This is a genomic window from Oerskovia turbata (assembly GCF_000718325.1).
Classification (GTDB): Bacteria; Actinomycetota; Actinomycetes; order Actinomycetales; family Cellulomonadaceae; genus Oerskovia; species Oerskovia turbata.
Map to the genome: position 1 here is coordinate 22,883 of NZ_JOFV01000003.1, position 15,877 is coordinate 38,759.

General features: G+C 71.6%; 17 protein-coding genes. 10 read left to right on the forward strand and 7 right to left on the reverse strand.

Going from position 1 to position 15,877, the window contains the following annotated elements; genetic code table 11:
- The first annotated feature begins 138 nt into the window (after positions 1-138).
- Complete coding sequence (locus tag IE95_RS0103230) at positions 139-1,065, forward strand: hypothetical protein (protein WP_030150193.1); 927 nt, start codon at positions 139-141, stop codon at positions 1,063-1,065.
- On the forward strand, positions 1,062-1,469 hold the full coding sequence (locus IE95_RS0103235; protein WP_036570813.1) for a GntR family transcriptional regulator: 408 nt from the start codon (positions 1,062-1,064) through the stop codon (positions 1,467-1,469). The genes IE95_RS0103230 and IE95_RS0103235 overlap by 4 nt, the downstream gene beginning before the upstream one ends.
- Before the next feature lie 57 nt (positions 1,470-1,526).
- Here the strand turns inward: IE95_RS0103235 and IE95_RS0103240 are convergent, their stop codons facing one another.
- Together IE95_RS0103240 and IE95_RS0103245 are read right to left on the reverse strand one after the other, a co-directional pair.
- Positions 1,527-1,868, reverse strand: coding sequence for a YciI family protein (locus IE95_RS0103240; protein WP_030150195.1), 342 nt, complete (start codon positions 1,866-1,868; stop codon positions 1,527-1,529).
- Between the two features lie 178 nt (positions 1,869-2,046).
- Positions 2,047-2,613, reverse strand: coding sequence for a hypothetical protein (locus tag IE95_RS0103245; protein ID WP_030150196.1), 567 nt, complete (start codon positions 2,611-2,613; stop codon positions 2,047-2,049).
- A 432-nt stretch (positions 2,614-3,045) separates the two neighbouring features.
- Here IE95_RS0103245 and IE95_RS0103250 point away from each other — a divergent pair, with 432 nt between their 5' ends.
- From IE95_RS0103250 to IE95_RS19425, 3 genes are all read left to right on the forward strand, one after another.
- Positions 3,046-3,828 carry a lytic polysaccharide monooxygenase gene (locus tag IE95_RS0103250; protein ID WP_240666393.1) on the forward strand — a complete coding sequence of 261 codons (783 nt, stop codon included), beginning with the start codon at positions 3,046-3,048 and terminating at the stop codon, positions 3,826-3,828.
- Between the two features lie 273 nt (positions 3,829-4,101).
- Positions 4,102-4,845, forward strand: a complete 744-nt coding sequence (locus IE95_RS21240) for a lytic polysaccharide monooxygenase (RefSeq protein ID WP_030150198.1) — start codon at positions 4,102-4,104, stop codon at positions 4,843-4,845.
- Between the two features lie 360 nt (positions 4,846-5,205).
- A complete protein-coding gene (locus tag IE95_RS19425; protein ID WP_051702663.1) occupies positions 5,206-6,195 on the forward strand; it encodes a type IV toxin-antitoxin system AbiEi family antitoxin domain-containing protein in 990 nt (329 codons plus the stop codon).
- 15 nt (positions 6,196-6,210) lie between these two features.
- Here the strand turns inward: IE95_RS19425 and IE95_RS0103265 are convergent, their stop codons facing one another.
- The 4 genes from IE95_RS0103265 to IE95_RS0103280 all read right to left on the reverse strand — a co-directional run bounded on the left by IE95_RS0103265 (position 6,211) and on the right by IE95_RS0103280 (position 8,930).
- The gene (locus IE95_RS0103265; protein WP_030150200.1) at positions 6,211-6,579 is read right to left on the reverse strand and encodes an RNA-binding S4 domain-containing protein; all 369 of its coding nucleotides are present in this window, start codon (positions 6,577-6,579) and stop codon (positions 6,211-6,213) included.
- 138 nt (positions 6,580-6,717) lie between these two features.
- Positions 6,718-7,200 carry a hypothetical protein gene (locus IE95_RS0103270; protein ID WP_030150201.1) on the reverse strand — a complete coding sequence of 161 codons (483 nt, stop codon included), beginning with the start codon at positions 7,198-7,200 and terminating at the stop codon, positions 6,718-6,720.
- A gap of 1 nt (position 7,201) precedes the next feature.
- On the reverse strand, positions 7,202-8,002 hold the full coding sequence (locus tag IE95_RS19430; RefSeq protein WP_084689761.1) for a polymorphic toxin type 35 domain-containing protein: 801 nt from the start codon (positions 8,000-8,002) through the stop codon (positions 7,202-7,204).
- Between the two features lie 10 nt (positions 8,003-8,012).
- A complete protein-coding gene (locus IE95_RS0103280) occupies positions 8,013-8,930 on the reverse strand; it encodes a S8 family peptidase (protein WP_164984146.1) in 918 nt (305 codons plus the stop codon).
- Between the two features lie 118 nt (positions 8,931-9,048).
- Between IE95_RS0103280 and IE95_RS0103285 the strand changes: the two genes are divergently transcribed.
- The 5 genes from IE95_RS0103285 to pgi all read left to right on the forward strand — a co-directional run bounded on the left by IE95_RS0103285 (position 9,049) and on the right by pgi (position 14,944).
- Complete coding sequence (locus tag IE95_RS0103285) at positions 9,049-9,315, forward strand: GlsB/YeaQ/YmgE family stress response membrane protein (protein ID WP_030150204.1); 267 nt, start codon at positions 9,049-9,051, stop codon at positions 9,313-9,315.
- 120 nt (positions 9,316-9,435) lie between these two features.
- Positions 9,436-10,569: a GNAT family N-acetyltransferase gene (locus tag IE95_RS0103290; RefSeq protein ID WP_030150205.1), complete on the forward strand. Its 1,134-nt coding sequence runs from the start codon at positions 9,436-9,438 to the stop codon at positions 10,567-10,569.
- A gap of 107 nt (positions 10,570-10,676) precedes the next feature.
- Positions 10,677-11,741, forward strand: a complete 1,065-nt coding sequence (locus IE95_RS0103295) for a GNAT family N-acetyltransferase (RefSeq protein ID WP_051702666.1) — start codon at positions 10,677-10,679, stop codon at positions 11,739-11,741.
- A gap of 64 nt (positions 11,742-11,805) precedes the next feature.
- Complete coding sequence (locus tag IE95_RS18615) at positions 11,806-13,011, forward strand: N-acetyltransferase (RefSeq protein ID WP_051702667.1); 1,206 nt, start codon at positions 11,806-11,808, stop codon at positions 13,009-13,011.
- Positions 13,012-13,237: 226 nt separating this feature from the next.
- Complete coding sequence (pgi, locus tag IE95_RS0103305) at positions 13,238-14,944, forward strand: glucose-6-phosphate isomerase (protein ID WP_030150208.1); 1,707 nt, start codon at positions 13,238-13,240, stop codon at positions 14,942-14,944.
- 159 nt (positions 14,945-15,103) lie between these two features.
- On the opposite strand, the gene IE95_RS0103315 is transcribed toward pgi, so the two are convergent.
- Positions 15,104-15,595 (reverse strand): hypothetical protein, encoded by a 492-nt coding sequence (locus tag IE95_RS0103315; RefSeq protein WP_129429545.1) that lies wholly within the window; start codon positions 15,593-15,595, stop codon positions 15,104-15,106.
- Positions 15,596-15,877 lie beyond the last annotated feature (282 nt).

Genomic DNA, 15,877 nt, shown 5'->3' on the forward strand with positions numbered 1-15,877 from the left:
TCACCTCCGCGTGACCACCGCGGCGCGCCCGGTGGTGCGCTCGGCGGGGCTCCCCGTGGTGTGCTCGCGGGGTCGGGTGGACAACCCTGGCTCAATGAGTCAATACTATGACTCATTGATCCATTCGAAGGAGCACACATGACCGGCCTGTCGCTCGTCGCTCTCGCCGCGCTCGGCGCCCTCGCCGCAGCAGCCCTGGTCGCGGCCAACGCGGTCCGGTCCCGGCGCCACCCCCGGCGCCCCGTGCTCGACGCCGCGCTCCGGCACGAACGGACCACGTCCGTCGTCGCCGGCGTCGTCGCGCTGTCCCTGATCGTCTCCGTGGTCTCGCCCACGGCGCTCCCGGGCCTGACCGGGGTCACGGACACCCCCGGACTGCTCGTCGCCCTCTCCCCGTTCATCGCCGTCGTCATGGTCCTCGTCGTCCGCGCGATCGGCGAGCTCGCCTGGCCCCGCCCCCAGGGCGCGGTGCGCACGGCTCCCCTCGCGCGGCGGACCGTGCGCGGCCTCGGCGAGTGGCGGCTCCCCCTCTTCCTCGCGACGGCGGCACTCACGGCCGTCGCGCTCACGGTCTTCGGGATCACCGCGGGCGAGGGAGGGGGCACGGTCGACGCACCTCTCCTCGTCACGGTCGACGGATGGGTCACCGGTTCGTCCGGCCCGTACCCCGGCTGGCCCTACGCCGGTCCGCTGCTCGGGGTGCTGGGCGTCATCACCCTCGGGGTGCTCGGGGTGCTGCGTCTCGTCGCGCGGCGTGGCGTCGTGCGCGGTGCCACGGCCCAGGAGGACGACTCGCTGCGCCGGCTCAGCGCCGCCCACGCCCTGGCAGGCACGCAGCTCCTCGTGGGCCTGGGATCGGCCGCCGTCATGCTCACCGCCGCCCTCGCCCTGTTCGGGGCCGACCGGGCGGGAGCCGCCGCCCTCACGTTCGCCGTCGGGTCCGCGATCGGCATCACGTCGGTCGTCGTCGGACTCTCGGTGCTCGCCCGGCAGGCCCTCCCCGCCGCGCCCGGCACGCCCCCCGCACCGGGGACGTCGGCCGTGACGCCCGCTCCTCAGGCATGAAGACCCTCACGGTCGACCTGGACTCCCCCGTCCCCGTCTACGAGCAGATCAGGACCCAGGTCGCGGCGCTCGTGTCGTTGGGGGTGCTGAACCCGGGCGACCGGCTGCCGTCGTCACGCAACCTCGCCCGGGACCTGGGCGTCGCGGTCGGCACCGTCCAGCGTGCCTACCGGGAGCTCGAGGCGGCGGGCACCGTCTCGTCGCGACCGCGGACCGGGACGGTCGTCGCGGCCACCACCCACCGGCGGTCGTCGGTCGCCGACCAACGGTCGTTCGCCGACCTCGCCGCACAGATGGTCGCACGTGGCCGCGAGCTCGGGCTGGACGACTCCGCGATCCTCGACGTCGTCACGGGCCTCCTGCAGCAGCCGGTCGACGCGCCCCGCACGCACGGCCTGCGCTGACCCGACGACGGCCCTGACGGCGTGCACGCCGTGCGGCCCAGCGTGCGGGCCGACCCGTCAGCTCGCGGGGTCGAGCTGGAACTGGCGCACCTCCTGCGCGCACCGGCAGGCGACCGCGATCTTCGCGGCCCACTCGAGAGCCTCCTCGCGCGACGACACCTCGAGGACCGCGTAGCCGCCCTCGATCTGCCTCGTCTGCGGGTAGGTGCCTGCGGTCACGGTGCCGTCCCCGTCGACCAGGACGGGCGGGACGCTCTCGTCGATCCCCCCGCCGAACACCCAGACGCCGGCTCGCCTCGCCTCCTCCACGACCGCGTGGGACGCGTCCGAGACCGCGGGCAGGTCCTCCGCCGAGACGTCCATGGCGCTGCTCGGGAACGAGATCAGGTACTTCGTCATCGCGTCGTCTCCTCAGCCTGGTTCCAGGGAACCATCCTCGCCGAAGCGGGCGCTGCCGACACGACGACGCCGCGTCCCCGACGTGGGAACGCGGCGTCGTCGACGATGGCGAGACCCCCGCGACTGAGCCCGTCTTCCCCGTCCGGGCTCAGCTGTGGACGACCGCCCGCGCACGGTCTCAGACGGCGACCAGCACCTGTGCACGCAGCGCCGCAGCGATCTTCTCGCCCCAGACGTACGCCTCTTCGAGGTGACCGTCGACCAGGGGACCGGCCGCGTCCTCGACGAGGAACGAACGGAGCGGCACGAGCATCTCGTAGCCCTTGCGGGTGATGATGCGCGCAGCGGCACGCGAGGCGGACGACGGGATGGCCCGACCGAGTGCGGTGCGGGTGTCGAACGTCGTGACCCACCGGGGGCCGCGCCCGTCCGAACGGTCCTGGAGCGCGACGCACCACTCGCGCAGGCCGACGTTGCGCGCAGGCACCGTCCCGCCCGAACGCTGGACGGCCTCGGCCCGGGTGCCAGGGCGGCTCATCGACATGGAGTGCGTGGGACCACCGGCGACCACGAGCGCGACGCCGTCCAGGATCGACGGGTCCGCGACCACGTCCGCGACGTCCACGACCTGCACCGGCACGCCGTTCGCCATGCCGGCCGCGATCTGCCGGGCGACCCGCTCACAGTTTCCGAACATCGACTCGAAGACGACGGCAGCAGTCAGGTTCTCTTCGTGGTTCGACATGCTCTCAGCGTCCCCGAGAGCGGCTCTCGGGAACCACGGACGACGGTCCCGGGGAGGTGGGACCTTCGTCCCACGACACAGGGAGGTCGAGGGCCCGGGACGGGCCGTGCGGGTGTTCGGCGAGCGGAGACGTGACCAGGCGTGTTATGGACCGATCTGTCCCTCTAGGTGTTCTCCACACGATTCAGGGCGAGCGCTCTCTCACCTGCTTCTCATCTGCCCGACGACGGTGCTCACCAGGCGCACCAGGACGCCGATTGCCGAACCCCGTTCGCGCGCATACGTGTTTCCCCTTACACCGCGTCGCTGTTTGAAGACTCAACGACCCCTGGCTTAGCGTCACAGCGTTCTGGTCGAGGTGGACCCGAGGCCTCGTGTCTCGCCGTCCACCACAACGAAAGCGAGATGCAGATGAGACGACTACGTGCGGCAATGATCGCCGCCGTGCTCGGCGCCACCGCCATTGTTGCCCCCGTGGTGCTGGCCCCCGCCGCCTCCGCGCACGGCTGGGTCACCTCCCCGCCGAGCCGTCAGGACAACTGCGCCACCGGCGCGACGTCCTTCGACTGCGGCAGCATCAAGTTCGAGCCGCAGAGCGTCGAGGCCGCAAAGGGCTCCATGCAGTGCAGCGGCGGCAGCGGATACGACATCCTCGACGACAACAGCAAGCCCTGGCCGCGCACCACGGTCGCTTCCTCCGTGAAGTTCCAGTGGAAGCTCACGGCCAACCACGCCACGACGACGTGGGAGTACTTCGTCGACGGCAAGCTGCACCAGACCTTCAGCTCGGGCGGCGCGCAGCCCGCGAAGGACATCTCCCACACGCTGACCAACCTGCCTGCCGGGGACCACACGGTCCTCGCTCGCTGGAACGTCGCTGACACCCCGATGGCCTTCTACAACTGCGTCGACCTCACCGTCAGCGGTGGCGGCACGACCGGCGGCACCACGGGCGGCGAGACCGGCGGCACGACCGGTGGCACCACGGGCGGCACGACCGGCGGCACCACGGGCGGCACGACGGGCGGCACGACCGGCGGCACGACGGGCACGCCTCAGTGCTCCGCCGGCCCCTGGGACACGGCCGTCGCCTACACGGGCGGCGCCAAGGTCTCGCTCAACGGTCAGCTCTTCGAGGCCAAGTGGTGGACCAAGGGCGAGAAGCCTGACGCCACCGCGCAGTGGGGCCCCTGGAAGAGCCTCGGCGCCTGCTAAGGACCGCATGACGCGTGACGCGCGACTCGTCACGTGGTACCGGTGACGCCGGGTCAGGAATTCCTGACCCGGCGTCACTTTTTCCATTTCCCGGCCGATTGAATTTCGCACACCCTACGTAGGACCCCCTACGTGCTTCACCGGATTGTGCATGACACATTTATTGCATAGCGTCGAGCTTGTCCGATTCGACATGCGTAGGTCGCCCGGCAATGGGGCCCTACCGACTACCATGGAGAGCGAGAAGAAAAGATGAGACGACTACGCGCGGCAATGGTTGCCGCCGTCCTCGGTGTGGCCGCGATCGCGGCCCCTGTCGTGCTGGCTCCGGCCGCCTCGGCACACGGGTGGATCACCTCGCCGCCCAGCCGGCAGGACAACTGCGCGACCGGCGCGACGTCCTTCGACTGCGGCGGCATCAAGTACGAGCCGCAGAGCGTCGAGGCACCCAAGGGCTCGATGCAGTGTTCGGGCGGCAGCGGGTTCTCGATCCTCGACGACAACAGCAAGCCGTGGCCGCGCAAGAGCGTCGGCAGCTCGGTGACGTTCCAGTGGAAGCTCACGGCGGCTCACAACACGAGCACGTGGGAGTACTTCGTCGACGGCAAGCTGCACCAGACGTTCAGCCAGGGTGGCGCCCAGCCCCCGAGCAACATCTCGCACACGCTGACCAACCTGCCCTCGGGCAACCACACGGTCCTCGCCCGGTGGAACGTGTCCAACACGGTCAACGCGTTCTACAACTGCGTCGACCTCACGGTCAACGGCGGCACCACCGGCGGCACCACTGGTGGCACCACCGGCGGCACCACCGGGGGCACGACCGGGGGCACCACGGGCGGAACCACCGGGACGGGCGTCTGCACGGCTCCCGCCTGGGCGGCCGGCTCGGTCTACACGGGCGGCGCTCGCGTCTCCTACAACAACAAGACGTACGAGGCCAAGTGGTGGACCACGGGGGAGAACCCCGGTTCGAGCGGCCAGTGGGGCGTGTGGAAGGACCTCGGGGCCTGCTGACATGAGCACCGAGCGGTCGGCCCTCAGGAGAAGGGGCTGACCGGCACCTGACCGGCACGCACCAGATCCGCGCCCGGGTCGCCTGGTACACCAGGAGGCCCGGGCGTCGCACTGCCCGGCACCGTTCGGAGCGGTCTGAATCCATGAGACGGGTGGTCCGGTCCCCGACGGGTGCCTGCACCACGGCCCGGGAGACCCGTCTCGGACCGAAGCACCCGTCTCACGTGCGGAGGTGGGAGCCCAGCCCGGCGGTCCCGTCGAGTCAGCCCACCGGTCGGGGCCTGACCACAGACCGACGGTTCGTCCACAGCCCGGGCCGCGCGCCGCCGTCGGGCCGCTGCCGCGGGCACCATCGCGGCCATGACCTCATCGACCCACGACACCGGCGCCCTGGCCGCGCTCGCCTCCCGCCAGGGCGGCGTGCTCCTGACCGCCCAGCTCCCACGCCCCGTCCTGCGCACCGCGCTCTCCCAGAACCTGCTCGAGAAGGTCCGTCGCGGCGCCTACCGCTGGAGGGCGCCGGACGACCCTGCTCCCGGCCACACGCTCGACCAGATCCGAGCCGTCGCGCAGATCGAAGCGGTCTCGCGCCAGCTGCGCAGCCCGTTCGTCCTGTGCCAGGAGTCGGCGGCGCTCGTGTGGGACCTGCCGCTGTGGCGGGTGCCCGCGCGGGTGCACGTCGTGCAGCAGCACCGTCCCGGCACGCCGAGGCCTGGCACGGACCTCGTGCGCCACCTGACGGCGCTCGCTCCCACCGACACCGCGCGGCGCCGGGGGCACGTCGTGACGTCGCTCGCCCGGACGGTCGTCGACTGCGCACGAACGTTGCCGGCGCTCGACGCGCTCGTGGTCGTCGACGCGGCCCTCCGGCGCGGAGTCCTGCCTGAGCGGCTGCGCGACGTGCTCGACCAGGTCGGGGACGGGCGAGGGACCGCGCGGGCCCGGGTCCTCGTGGGCCTCGGCAGCAGGGGCGCGGAGTCACCGGGTGAGTCGGCGGTCCGATTCCACCTGCTGCGCCGCGGACTGCCCGTGCCGACGACCCAGATCCCGGTGACGACCCGGCTCGGGACGTTCCGCGCCGACCTGGGCTGGCCGCAGTGGCGTGTGCTCGTCGAGTTCGACGGGTTCGTGAAGTACTCGACGCTCGCCCAGGGCGATCCGGCGAAGGTGCTGTTCGAGGAGAAGCGGCGCCAAGAGGGCATCGAGGAGGAGGGATGGCGGGTCCTGCGCGTGACCGCGCGGGACCTCAAGGACGGCGCGGAGCTCGTCCAGCGCGTGCTGCGTCTTCTCCCGCCGGGAACGTCGGTCGACCTCGAACGGCGTCCGCACCTGTGGTTCGGAGCCGTCTGAATCCACCGCAACCGGTCAGACGGGCGGCAGCTCGCGCCCCCGCAGCTTGTCGATCTCGCGCCGCTCCCGCTTGGTCGGTCGCCCCGCGCCGCGGTCGCGCACGGGCACGAACGGAACGGCCTCGCGCGGCAGCACCGGCGGGCTGTGGTCGACGTACGCCTTTGCCGCCTCGGGCGCCCCGACCCGCTTGGCGAGGAGCTCGACGACCTCCACGATCCGCTCGCGCTCGCCCCCGCGGTACGTCACGGTGCTCCCGACCCGCACGGTCGCCGACGGCTTGACGCGCACCCCGTCGACCTTGACGTGCCCGGCACGGCACGCAGCCGTCGCGACCGAGCGGCTCTTGGTCAGGCGGACCGCCCAGAGCCAGCTGTCGACCCGCATGGTCACTTCCCTTCCCGACGTCGGACCACCCCAGCGTAGGCGGCGCGCGCCGGGAGTCGGTCCGGACAGGGTCGGCCCCGGTCGTGTCCTGCCCCTGGCTCGACCAGGTCGCCGGACACGACCGTCCGACGTCTGTGGTCAGCCGTCGCCTGGTTCCTTCCCGGAGAGCGCATCGATCTCGGACAGCAGGCTCTCCCGCACTCCGTGGAGCGTCGCAGCGAGTCCGTCGAGCCGGTCTGCGACCCCGGTCGGCGCTTCCGCGTCCGGCCCCTCGGTGAGCGGGCGGAAGCCCTCCAGGTCCGTCGCCAGCTGCTCGGCGACGGCCGTGTACACCTCCAGGAGCAGACGCGCCGCCGTTCCCCACGAGTGCTCGAGGTGCACGAGTCCGAGCAGGTACTGGGATGCCACCCAGTCCGCGGCCTCCGCCCGCTGGTAGACAGGAAGCTGCCGTAGCCACTCCTGGAGGAACTGCGACACCTGCTCGGAGTGCTCGTCCAGGAAGTCGTAGTCGAGAAGCTCCGAGACGTCGGAGAACGTCAGGGAGCGGGCGCCGTGCAGCGCGTCGGCACGGGACGCCTCGTCCCCGGCCGCCACCAGGTCGCGAAAGGTCTCTGCATCCACGTCATTTCACCCATCCGTTGGAGACCTTGCCGCTCACCTTGTCGTAGGTGACCTCGATGATCTTGCCATTGTGCTTCCAGACCGCTACCCGCGCAGTCCCCTTGTACGCCTGGTGGGTGCCCTCGGACATGGCCCGGGCCATGAGCTCGGCTACCTGCTCGCGACTCTTGGCCCCCACCGTCCCCCAGTTGTGCTTCGGCGCCATGATGTGGGACCACTTGTTCGCACTGACGTTGTTCAGCAGGTAGGACTTGACGGCCTTCTTGACCTGCGTCTTTCCGTACCACTTGAGCACATGCTTGATCCCCAGACGTGCCAGGACACCGAGGATGATGAGAACAGGCACGGCTTGCTGTGTGGCGACCGTGGTGTTGACGACGAAGGTCTCGCCCGTGCTCGCCATGCGGAGCGTGACCGCGAAGTCGTCCTCTCCGAGGAGCACGAAGTCCTCGATGACCATCTGCTCACGGATCGTGGTCCCGTCCACGACGGCGTCAACATCGATCGTGGAGAGAAGAACGCTGTCGCCCGACTCCAGGATGCCGACGTCGACCGTGGCCTCGACCCCGGCCGGATCGCTGACGGTGGTGACGAGGCCGCCCGCATCAGGATGCACCGTCGTGGACCCCGCACCGACCGGGACGGCCGCCGCCCCCGGCTCCCCGGAGACCACCTGAGGCAGCACGGTCGGGTCCTCAGGAGCCACGGCAGCGGCTGATGCCACTCCAAGCCCCAGGACAAGGGACATCGTCACCGCGCCGGCTAGCGCGGTGCGGAGTGAGTATCTGTGTCGTTCTGTCATGGTGTTCCTCTCACAAGTCGCCCCCCGGACAGGTCAGTACCGGCACAGGTCCGTCGGGGAACGAAACGGACTCGCCGGATGGCATGGGCTCGTCAGGGCGGGGGATGCGAGGTAGCCAGCAGGAGGCCACTGTCCCGGCCCCCACGGCGGCTGCGACCGATGTCCCGCTCGACGTCTCGTAGCCGCCACCCACGACCGGCGCGAGGACGTCGTGCCCGGGCAGCGAGAACCATGCGCCTCGCCCGTTCGCGAGCGACGCACGGAGGCCGGCGGCATCGTGCGACGTGATCGCCAGGACTCCGTCGTACGCGGCCGGGAAGGCGTCGAACGAGCCGATCCCGTTGCCGTTCGCCGCGACGACGACGGTTCCGCGGTCGACCGCCTCGGCGACCGCTTCCCGGAGGACGGGCTCGTCGTTCTCGAGCGCCATGGAGATCAACACCACGTCAGCGCTGCGGTCCACGGCCCAACCCAGGCCGGCAGCCAGGTCGCTCGCGGTAGCCGTCCCTTGCTCGCCGACCACGACGACATCGAGAAGCCGAACTCCCACGGCGACACCGCCGCCGAAAGGACCGGTGCGGTGCCCCGCGACGAGGCCCGCCATGCTCGTGGCGTGGTCCGAAGTAGCGCTCTCCAGCCGGGGCAGGGTCCATCGCGCTTCGACGACCCCGTCCAGTGCGGGGTGCTCCGCATCGATCCCACCGTCGAGGATCGCGACGACCGGCGGTGCGTCGCCGGTGGGCGCGGGGCGCGTGCCGACGCACCCGGTGAGAACAGTCAGAAAACTCACGAGCACGACGCACGCACGCCGTCGTCGACAACGACGACCTACCCCCACGCGCCCCCCCGGGTTGTTCACGGGGAGCACAACACATCCCCTGCCCGGAATATACTCTTTTGGCTGTGTATCTGAAAAGTCTCGCTCCATGTCGACCGTGCGGGTCCAGCGGGACCGTGCCACGGTAGAAGCACCCGGCGACGGCGCCGGGTCGGCCCTGTGCCCGTTCATCGGGGCCGGTGGGCTCGTCCGACGGACGGAGTGGACCATGTGGTTTCTGTCGTGGATCGTGATCGGACTCATCATGGGGGCCATCGCCCGCGCCATCATGCCGGGCCGAGCGGCGGGCGGATGGGTCGTGACCCTGATCGTCGGTGTCGTCGGCGCGTTCGTCGGCGGGTTCATCGGCCGGGCGTTCGGCTCGGACCCGAACCAGGAGTTCTGGTCGTTCTCGACCTGGTTCTGGGCGTTCATCGGATCACTCGTCGTCCTGCTGATCTGGGGGCTCATCGCGGGACGCAGGTCGAAGGCCTGACGCACGCTGCGCCGTCGGGCATCCCGAGGAGGCGCGGCCCGGGGCGACCGGGCCGCGCCTCCCGCGCCGAACCCCGGAAAACCCGTGGACCGCTCGCGCCTCGCGCGAGACGCTGAGGACATGAGCCATCCCACCGAGTCGACGACGACCTGGCGCATCACCCCGGCCCCACACCCCGCAGACCTCGGCTCCCCCGACGCCTGGGCGTACCACGGCGTGGCCGAGATCGAGGCCGAGGTCATGGTCGAGGCCCACGGCTACGACGACTTCGCGAACGAGGCCCGCGACGTCCTGGCCGGGATGGACAACCAGCAGTACGCGACCAAGCAGCGCTTCGTCGCGGTCCGCGCGGACGCACCCGAGACGCCCCGGCCGCAGGACGTGCTGGGCCACCTGTTCGTCCTCATGATGACGAGCAGCAACGAGCACCTGGGCGAGCTGTACGTGCAGGTGCGACCGGCGGCCCGGCGTCAAGGGCTGGGCACGGCGCTGTGGGACCTGGGCGAACGCCTCCTGCTCGACGCCGGGCGCACCGTCCTGTTCACCGACACCCAGCACGGCGCCGAGCCGCCGCCCGGACCGGAGGCCCTCGAGGCCCGGACCGGCGCGGGCCGCGTCCCGGCGAGCGACCCCGGACCGCGCTTCGTGCGGAGCAAGGGGTACGCCCTGGAACAGGTCGAGCGGCACTCGATCCTGCCGCTCCCCGTCGACCCCGCGCTGCTGGACCGGCTGCGCGAGCAGGCCGACGCCGCCGCGGGACCGGACTACCGCACCCTCGTCTGGGAGGACGACGTGCCGCCCGAGCGGCGAGAGCAGGTCGGGACCCTGTTCACGCGCATGAGCACCGACGCCCCGGTGGGCGGCATCGACTACCGGGAGGACCCGTGGGACGCGCAGCGCGTAGGCGTCTGGGTCGACGAGCTGCTCGGCAAGGGGCACGGCATGCTCATGACGGTCGCCGAGCACGTCCCGACCAGCACCCTCACCGCGTTCTCGGTGCTCGCGTACCCCAAGGACCGCCCCGCATTCGCGTTCCAGGAGGACACGCTCGTCCTGCGCGAGCACCGCGGCCACCGCCTCGGGATGCTCGTCAAGGTCCGGAACCTCGACGAGCTCGCCGCCCGACGCCCCACGACCGCACGCATCCACACCTGGAACGCCGAGGAGAACGACCACATGCTCGCGATCAACATCGACCTGGGCTTCACGCCCGCAGGCGGCTACGCGGGCTGGCAGAAGAAGGCCGGCACCTGACCGGCCCGTCGCAGGCCGCGGCTCCGGCATCGTCCTCCGGCCCGACGGCGTGGCGCGTCCTGCGTGCGCCCGTCCCGGACTCGCTCGACGCACCCGAGGCGTGGGCCGTGCACGGCACGGCGCGCGTGGGCGAGGCGATCGACCGGGAGATCCACGGGCACGCCGACCTCGGTCTCGACGCGGCGACCGTCCTCGTCACGATGACGGCCCAGCAGGAGTACAAGCGCAACGTCCGGTTCGTCGCGGTGGCCGACGCGGCCTCGTCCACCGGCGGACCGGACGCGGCCCCGGTGGCGGGCGACGTCGTCGGGCGCGGGCTCGTCGGCCTTCCCCAGAAGGGGAACACGCACCTCGCGATCGTGTACGTCGGGGTCGACCCCGCGCACCGCGGCCAAGGGGTCGGGGCGGCGCTCTGGGACGAGTGCCTGCGCATCGCGCGCGACGCCGGGCGCACCGTGCTCCTGTCCGACTCCGCGCACGCCCCCGAACCCCCTCCCGGCCCCGGTGCGCTCGACTCGCCGACCGGCAGCGGGCGCGTGCCGCTCGACGACCCCGGCACGCGCTTCGCGCTCTCGCGCGGCTTCGCGCTCGAACAGGTCATGCGGCAGTCGACGATCACGCTGCCGCCCCGCGCCGACGTCGTGGACCCGTTGCGCGACGCAGCCCTGGCGACCGCGGGCGACGACTACCGCGTGCACCTCTGGCAGGACACCGTCCCCGAGGAGTGGATCGACGACTTCGCGGTCCTCGAGACACGCATGAGCACCGACGCCCCCAGCGGCGGGCTCGACCTCGAGGAGGACCCGTGGGACGCCGACCGGGTGCGCGTCGCATCGCAGTCCTTCGTCGACCGCGGCCAGGGATACCTCGTCGCGGTGGCCGAGCACGTGCCGTCGGGGCGGCTCGCCGCGTTCTCGATGGTCTCCTACCCGCACGACCGCCCCGAGGTCGTCATCCAGGAGGACACCCTGGTCCTGCGCGAGCACCGCGGCCACCGCCTCGGGACGCTCGTCAAGATCGCGGTGCTCGACGAGCTGGCCCGCGTGCGCCCCTCATCACGCCGAATCCACACCTGGAACGCGCAGGAGAACCGGCACATGCTCGCGATCAACGAGGCCCTCGGGTTCGAGGTCGCGAGCGTCACCGCGGAGTGGCAGCTGCGGCTCGCCTGACCGACGGGGCGATGTGTCGTTATTGTCTGGCCCGCGCGGACCTGGTCGCGCAAGAGTGGGGCACATGACGAGCACCGAGACCTCCCCGGGGGCCGCGGCCCCCGCAGGCACGACCTGGCGCGCGGTCGACGCCCCTCCCGTCCCGCCCACGCTCGAGCACCCCGACATCTGGGCGTACCAGGCGTACAGCGAGATCGAGCACGACGTGCAGCTCGCGACCTGGGGCTGGACCGACTGGTGGGCTCCCCTGCCCGTGATCCACGGGGCGCTCCAGCAGCAGGAGTACCACCGCAAGATCCTGGTCGTCGCGCTCCCTGGAGATGCTCCGGGGACGGCAGCCGACGCCTCCCCTGGTGCCGACGTCCCGCTCACCGACGGCACCGCCCCGGCCCCCCGCGACGTGGGCGGTGCCGCGATCGTCAACCTCGCGACCGTGAGCAACACGCACCTCGCGTACGTCACGCTCATGGTGCGCCCCGGGCTCGACGGCCAGGGCATCGGTGACACCCTCCTGGCACGGGTCGAGGAGATCGCACGCGCCGCAGACCGGACCACGGTCATCACCTTCAGCAACCACTCTCCCGAGCCCGCCCCCGGTCCCGACGCCCTCGACGCACCGACGGGCGCGGGCCGCGTGCCCGTCGCGTCACGCCCGGCACGTTTCGCGCTCGGTCGGGGCTTCACGCTCGAGCAGGTCGAGCGCGCCTCGGTGCTGAGGCTCCCGGTCGACCCCACCCTGCTCGACGCGCTCCACGCGCGGTCCACCGAGGCGGCCGGCGACGACTACCGGCTGCACACCTGGTGGGACGAGGTGCCCACCGTGTGGGAGGACCAGGTCGCGATCCTGTGGACACGCATGAGCACCGACATCCCCAACGCGGGCCTCGACGTCGCGGAGAGCCCCTGGGACGCCGCACGCGTCCGCAGCCACCTGCGCGACCTCGCCGGCCGGCACCAGCACGTGCTGATCACGGTCGCCGAGCACGCACCCGCGGGCACGCTCGCGGCCTTCTCGGTGGTGCAGATGCCCGTCCCCGACGTGCCCTTCGCCTTCCAGGAGGACACGCTCGTGCTCCGCGAGCACCGCGGCCACCGGCTCGGGATGCTCGTCAAGATCGCCAACCTGCGCGCCTACGAGGAGCGCCGCCCCGGCGAGCGCCGCATCAACACGTGGAACGCCCAGGAGAACGAGCACATGCTCGCGATCAACGTCGCGCTCGGCTTCGAGCCCGTCGGCGTCGCGGCCGTCTGGCAGAAGCGCCTCGACTGACGCTCCCGGCGGGGTCTCGGACCCTGCCACCCGCGTGAGGCGACGGGCACGCCCGGCGGACGCTTCGCCGTCGGGCGTGCACGGTTGTCCGGCAGCGCACCTCACAACCGCTCGCACCGTGAGCCGCCAGGACAACCCCGCAGGTCGCGGCCTACGGTTGTCGGGTCCGGCCAAGAGCCGGGCGCCCCCCGAAGACCCCCACCGACCAGGGAGCAGCGAGACCACCGTGAGCACTGCGAGCACACCGCCGATCGACGCCACCACCACTCCCGCCTGGGCCGACCTCACAGCCCACGAGGCCGCGTTGTCCCCCGACCTGCGCACCTGGTTCGCGCAGGACCCCGGCCGCGCCGGCCGCCTCACGTTCGACGCCGCCGACCTCCACGTCGACCTGTCGAAGAACCTCGTGACCGACGAGACCCTCGCGCTCCTGGTACGCCTCGCGGACGACGTCGACCTGGTCGGGCGCCGCGACGCCATGCTCCGCGGCGACCACATCAACGTGACCGAGGACCGCGCCGTGCTGCACACCGCGCTGCGCCGCCCGTCCGGGGCCGTCCCAGGGCTGACCGTCGACGGCCAGGACGTCGACGCCGACGTGCACGCCGAGCTCGCCAAGGTCTACGCGTTCGCCGACAAGGTGCGCTCGGGCGAGTGGAAGGGCGTCACGGGCGAGCGCGTGCGCACGGTCGTGAACATCGGGATCGGCGGGTCGGACCTCGGCCCCGTCATGGCCTACGAGGCCCTCCTGCCCTACAAGACCGAAGACCTCGACGTCCGGTTCGTGTCCAACATCGACCCGACCGACGTCGCCGAGAAGACCGCGGGCCTCGACCCGCGCACCACGCTGTTCATCGTCGCGTCCAAGACGTTCGGGACGCTCGAGACCCTGACCAACGCGCGCCTCGCACGCGACTGGCTGTGGACCGAGCTGGCTGCGGTCGGGGCACTCCCCGCCGATGCGGACGACGCAGCCCGGGCCGAGGCCGTCGGCAAGCACTTCGTCGCGGTCTCCACGGCGCTCGACAAGGTCGCGGCGTTCGGGATCGACCCGGCCAACGCGTTCGGCTTCTGGGACTGGGTCGGCGGCCGCTACTCGGTCGACTCCGCGATCGGCACGTCGCTCGCGATCGCGATCGGCCCGGCCCGCTTCGAGGAGTTCCTCGCGGGCTTCCACGCGATCGACGAGCACTTCCGCACCACGCCGATCGCGCAGAACGTGCCCGCGCTCATGGGCCTGCTCAACGTGTGGAACGTCAACTTCCTCGGCGCGCACACGCACGCCGTGCTGCCCTACGCGCAGTACCTGCACCGATTCCCCGCGTACCTGCAGCAGCTCACCATGGAGTCCAACGGCAAGTCCGTGCGCTGGGACGGTTCCCCTGTCACGACCGAGACCGGCGAGGTCTTCTGGGGCGAGCCCGGCACCAACGGGCAGCACGCGTTCTACCAGCTCATCCACCAGGGCACGCGCCTGATCCCCGCGGACTTCATCGCCGTGGCGAACCCGGCGCACCCGCTGGTGGATTCCTCGGCAGGCGATGTCGATGTGCACTCGCTGTTCCTCGCGAACTTCTTCGCGCAGACCAAGGCGCTCGCGTTCGGCAAGACCGCCGACGAGGTCCGCGCCGAGGGCACGGCCGAGGACCTCGTGAGCGCCCGCGTGTTCTCGGGCAACCGCCCGACGACGTCGATCCTCGCGCCCGCGCTCACGCCCTCGGTCCTGGGCCAGCTCATCGCGCTCTACGAGCACATCACGTTCGTCCAGGGCGTCGTGTGGGGCATCGACTCGTTCGACCAGTGGGGCGTCGAGCTCGGCAAGAAGCTCGCCAACGAGATCGCCCCGGCCGTCGCCGGTGACACGGCCGCGCTCGCCGAGCAGGACCCGTCGACGCAGGCACTCATCGGCTGGTACCTGGACCAGCGGAGCTGACGCCCGGCGGCCCTGGCTGCCGGCAGCTGGCTGCCGGCAGCCGAGCATGCGGTTGGCGTTCGTCGAGCATGCGGTTGGCGTCGTGATTCACCTGATTCACGACGCCAACCGCATGCTCGGCAGCGAGGCGGGGGGCCGGGGGGGCCGGGGAGGCCGGGGCTAGTGGGCCGCTACCGTCGCGAGGGCCTGCTCGACCGTCGCGACCTCCTCCGGGGCGCCCGTGATCCCGTCTCTCATGACGAGCACGGACGAGAAGACCCCGTCACGGCACGACTGGCCCGTGAGCGCCTGCGGGTCCTCGAGCGAGGGCACGATGTTGACTGTCTCGGTCCGGCCCGGCTCGCCGCCCGCGATCTCGATCGTCGTCGAGAAGATCTCGCACGCCTGCACCGCGTCGAGCTTCTCGCCCGTGCCGACGAGCGCGGACGCCTCGCGGATCGTGCGGGTGTTCTCCGCGTCGTCGACGAGGCCGGTGGCCTCGAGCTGCTGAAGCATCTCGGGCAGCTGCTGCGCCCAGTCCTCGGCAGGGATGCGCGAGACCTGGACCGTGGCACCGGCCGGGTCGCCCCACACGCAGGCGGGGAACTCGACGTTGCCTGCGACCGTCGTCTCGACCGGGCCGTCGAGGGACCGACCGGCCAGCGCGGTCACCTGGTCGGTACCGATCAGGTCGCACGCCCCAGAGGCCGACGGGGTCTCCGTGGCTGCAGCGGGGGCGGGAGCGTCGGTCGCCGGGCCGTCTCCGCCGGCATCCGTGGGTGACGCGCACCCCGTCAGAAGGGTCGCACCGAGCACACCGGGCAGGACAACAGTGAGGACATGCCTCCGCAACGAGTTCACCGGTCAAATCCAACCACACGGTCGGTAGGTATCCGGTCGAGACGCGGCGGTCACGACCCACGTCTTCCAGGCCCGACGGCGAGGCCGCCCCAC

Excerpts from the sequence above, each read along its gene's own strand:
- IE95_RS0103230 (WP_030150193.1), top strand. The coding sequence starts at position 139 with ATGACCGGCCTGTCGCTCGTCGCTCTCGCCGCGCTCGGCGCCCTCGCC.
- IE95_RS0103235 (WP_036570813.1), top strand. The coding sequence starts at position 1,062 with ATGAAGACCCTCACGGTCGACCTGGACTCCCCCGTCCCCGTCTACGAG.
- IE95_RS0103240 (WP_030150195.1), bottom strand. The coding sequence starts at position 1,868 with ATGACGAAGTACCTGATCTCGTTCCCGAGCAGCGCCATGGACGTCTCG.
- IE95_RS0103245 (WP_030150196.1), bottom strand. The coding sequence starts at position 2,613 with ATGTCGAACCACGAAGAGAACCTGACTGCTGCCGTCGTCTTCGAGTCG.
- IE95_RS0103250 (WP_240666393.1), top strand. The coding sequence starts at position 3,046 with ATGATCGCCGCCGTGCTCGGCGCCACCGCCATTGTTGCCCCCGTGGTG.
- IE95_RS21240 (WP_030150198.1), top strand. The coding sequence starts at position 4,102 with ATGGTTGCCGCCGTCCTCGGTGTGGCCGCGATCGCGGCCCCTGTCGTG.
- IE95_RS19425 (WP_051702663.1), top strand. The coding sequence starts at position 5,206 with ATGACCTCATCGACCCACGACACCGGCGCCCTGGCCGCGCTCGCCTCC.
- IE95_RS0103265 (WP_030150200.1), bottom strand. The coding sequence starts at position 6,579 with ATGCGGGTCGACAGCTGGCTCTGGGCGGTCCGCCTGACCAAGAGCCGC.
- IE95_RS19430 (WP_084689761.1), bottom strand. The coding sequence starts at position 8,002 with ATGACAGAACGACACAGATACTCACTCCGCACCGCGCTAGCCGGCGCG.
- IE95_RS0103280 (WP_164984146.1), bottom strand. The coding sequence starts at position 8,930 with ATGGAGCGAGACTTTTCAGATACACAGCCAAAAGAGTATATTCCGGGC.
- IE95_RS0103285 (WP_030150204.1), top strand. The coding sequence starts at position 9,049 with ATGTGGTTTCTGTCGTGGATCGTGATCGGACTCATCATGGGGGCCATC.
- IE95_RS0103290 (WP_030150205.1), top strand. The coding sequence starts at position 9,436 with ATGAGCCATCCCACCGAGTCGACGACGACCTGGCGCATCACCCCGGCC.
- IE95_RS18615 (WP_051702667.1), top strand. The coding sequence starts at position 11,806 with ATGACGAGCACCGAGACCTCCCCGGGGGCCGCGGCCCCCGCAGGCACG.